Origin of the sequence: Flavobacterium sp. FPG59 (assembly GCF_002150205.1) — a bacterium.
Classification (GTDB): Bacteria; Bacteroidota; Bacteroidia; order Flavobacteriales; family Flavobacteriaceae; genus Flavobacterium.
Genome location: NZ_MTCA01000289.1, coordinates 1 through 3,223, shown reverse-complemented (window position 1 = coordinate 3,223; position 3,223 = coordinate 1). Strand labels below are relative to the sequence as shown.

Sequence of the window (3,223 nt, the reverse complement as noted above, 5' to 3'; positions counted from 1 at the left end):
CTGCAGGCTGGGTCGGTTTTCCCATTTTTTTTGTTTTATTTTCAATTTTCACATTGCCAATGAATTATTTTATCTTAACGGATAAAAAACTAATATCAAAAAATCCTATTTGGTTTTGGAAAACAAATGAAATAGAGTTTGACTCTATTTCCAGTATAGCAATTGTACAGCCTCCGAAATCAGCTATCTCTTTAAAAATAGAAACTCTTGATTCAAAAAAAGTTATACCAGCATGCAGTTTAAGAGATAGCACGTGGAAAGAATTGAAAACACATTTGATTAAAGAGAACATTATTTTATATGATAAAGTAGGTTTAGATTAATATCTTTTTTTCGATTGATTTCATATTTTGGCAGTAATAAAAAAAAATAACAGAGTTCCTAATTTGGATCGGGTCTTTTTTTGGGATTTCGATATAGATGCTATGGACTTTGAGAAAGCCTACAAAACTATTATTGCCCGTATCATAGAGCGTGGAGGACAGGACGAAATGGATGAAATCGTGCGTTTTTATGGACATGAAAGAGTTATTAAAACTATTCGTGACGAAATCTATTTCCTTCCCAATTATGCCATTGACCGTGCTTTAAAATTCTTTCCCGAACTCCAAAAAGAAGAAATGTACTGCTACCTCAACCGCAAGGACAAACCCTATCACTGGATATAGTCCTTCTTCTGAATTCATTTAAACGAGATTCATTTTTATCCAAAGAAATAATAAAAAGAAATCGAAGTTATGACGGGCTTATCAGTCCGGCAAAAAGACTACGGCATAATGTTTTGCTCGTTCCTCACAAACCACCCTTCGGGACTTATTCCGTTTCCTTTTGTCCTGTCTGCATCCCGTCCTGTGAAATTGCTTTCTTTTTCTTTTTTTCGGCTTTTCTGTTTTCTTTTGAAAATATATTTATGTTGTTGGATATGGATATATGTCCGTATATCAAAGCCTATTTACTTATGTAGCTTAGGAAGCATTCATGTCTATGCGTAAAAGCATACCTATGTAAAAGAGTAAAATTGTAAAAACGTATGTACATAAATACAGCCATACAGGCGCATTTACTTATGGGATTAAATACTTCTTTAAATAAGTGCGTCCATACAGAACTGCATTTATGCTCAAATATGCATTAGAATATGCATCTCTATATTTATACTTTAATGTACACATCTGCATATTTTCCAATTCGGCATAGAATTGAAGTTAAGTTTCTCCGGTATTTATAGAGGCAAACCCATTAAGGTCAGGACTGCCAATACCATCCTATTTCTGCACGGTCTTATCAAGGCTGATTTTGGCCAACCAATCAGAACATATAACGTTCCTAAATACCCGCAAAACAAAAAAAAGGGCATCAAGCCCTTTCAATTATATCTATTTCTAAAAATGGTTTCGCAGGAAACCAGCAAGTTGTGTTTTGAGATGCTTGAAATGAATTCAGCATCTCAAAACAACTTGCCCCTGCAGGGGGCTGGAAAACGTCTCCAAAGTCGCCGTTTTATTAAAAATATAAATGGAAACAGGTTAATTGGAATCATTCCTATTTTTTTCATTTAAAAATTTTAGGTAAAGCTTATCTAGTAATTCTGCCTCTTCCAATGGAATCAGCATTTCTATTATTCTCAAAAGACTTCCAACATATCTTTCAGTATTTATACTAGTCTCAATACTCACCTCAATTCCGTCTAAAGCAAATTTTGCTGTTTTAAGTAAATCCATTATCATACAAAACAGGTCTCTATATCCTCCCACATTTATCTCAACAATGTGTATGTCATTTCTTGTTTCTAATGCTGGCTTGAGCAAAACAAAATAATGCTCTGGGTTCTCTATTAGTTCGTTTAACTTGATTTTATCTTTTTCCATAATCTTTATTATTTATCGTTTTTCATTATTTACACAGATTTACTATCTTTTTTTTCTTTCTTATTTTCTTGATCTTTCAATATCTCTAAATACAGCATGTGCAGTTTATCGAGTCCTTCCGCCTCACTGCAAGGCAGGAGCTGCAATGCAATTTCCAAAACACTCGTAAGATGTAAAGTCGGATCTTCAATCTGACTGGAATTTTCCATACCGGAATTTTCCAGTGTATGCAATGCTATTTTGAGCAAATCCTGTACGGTGTAGATCAGCTGTGTGTAGCGTGTAAATTTTATATCAGCATAATAAATGCCTTCTTTCTTTTTCTGAGGGGTCAAGGTTCTAAAATAGAAACTGTCTTTGAGTTCTTTGATAAAATCATCAACCTTTTTGTTTTCATTTGTTTCCATAATTTCTACCTATTATATTTTATCGGGTTCATTTTCAACTTCATTTTGTCGGTTAATTTCATTTTGTATCAAAATTTCCGCTTGCTTTTTAAAATTTTTGCATCTTTCTTCCACTACCTCATAATATAAATAATCAACATCGTTAGCCTTACTAAAACGTAATGTGTTGGGCTGTTGCTTAAGAAGTTTAAATATGTTTTTATCTTCCTGGGTTTGGCGAGGAAAGAAATCTGCAGTTATGGTAGTAAAGTATTCACAGAGATTAAATAAATACTCTAATGCAAAATGATTCGGAGTGTACCCTATAAAGACACGGATCAAAGACAAACAGATTTGCTCAACTATTTGATGAAGAGCGGACATTTTTACTTCATCCGAACTAGAAGCATCATCATCATTATACACCCAGCCCCAGATTGTAGCAATATTATTCTTCCTCCATGCTATATAATGCGATGTGGATTTTAAATTCCTTTTTGGAGTTTCGCTAATATTTAAATAAGGGGGGGTGTTAATATCCTGAAATATCAGATCTGCGTTCTGCATGATCTGCCAAAATAAAAACTGCTGGTCTTGGCAGAGATTTTTAAGACTCTGTACGTGGTGTATAAGAACAGTAGCGGTCAAAGCCCCCTGAGTCTTTACTTTTATCTTATCATTTATATCACTGCCAGCATTTTCTTTGGTTTCATGTACAAAAACTAAGAGGTATAAGTGACTATGTTCGTTTTGTAGTTCTTTATCAGGATAAATTTTCCTGCTCGAACTATAAGCTGTTAAGTTCCTGCCAAAACAATAAATAGCAGATGTTTTAATGTGGCCTGTAATTACTTCCTTCAATTCTTTTTGCTGTGAGAATTCAATTGCATTCATAATTGTAAATTTTTAATTAATAATTATCCGAAAAATTGTATTTTTGTTTAGTACATGCAAGTAAATCAGAATGAG

Annotated in this window: 5 protein-coding genes; 2 read left to right on the top strand and 3 right to left on the bottom strand. The window is 33.5% G+C overall.

The features are described from left to right. On the top strand, positions 1-323 hold a 323-nt coding region (locus FPG59_RS15175; protein WP_217875925.1), incomplete at its 5' end, for a hypothetical protein. A 27-nt stretch (positions 324-350) separates the two neighbouring features. Beyond that, positions 351-668 (top strand): hypothetical protein, encoded by a 318-nt coding sequence (locus FPG59_RS15170; protein ID WP_086455397.1) that lies wholly within the window; start codon positions 351-353, stop codon positions 666-668. Positions 669-1,526: 858 nt separating this feature from the next. Here the strand turns inward: FPG59_RS15170 and FPG59_RS15160 are convergent. Genes FPG59_RS15160 through FPG59_RS15150 form a run of 3 tightly spaced genes read right to left on the bottom strand, consistent with a single transcriptional unit; the run spans position 1,527 to position 3,148 of the window. Further along, complete coding sequence (locus FPG59_RS15160) at positions 1,527-1,868, bottom strand: hypothetical protein (protein WP_086455395.1); 342 nt, start codon at positions 1,866-1,868, stop codon at positions 1,527-1,529. Between the two features lie 29 nt (positions 1,869-1,897). Beyond that, the gene (locus FPG59_RS15155; RefSeq protein ID WP_086455394.1) at positions 1,898-2,275 is read right to left on the bottom strand and encodes a hypothetical protein; all 378 of its coding nucleotides are present in this window, start codon (positions 2,273-2,275) and stop codon (positions 1,898-1,900) included. A gap of 12 nt (positions 2,276-2,287) precedes the next feature. Continuing rightward, entirely contained in the window at positions 2,288-3,148 is an 861-nt protein-coding gene (locus tag FPG59_RS15150) for a hypothetical protein (protein ID WP_086455393.1), read from the bottom strand. Positions 3,149-3,223 lie beyond the last annotated feature (75 nt).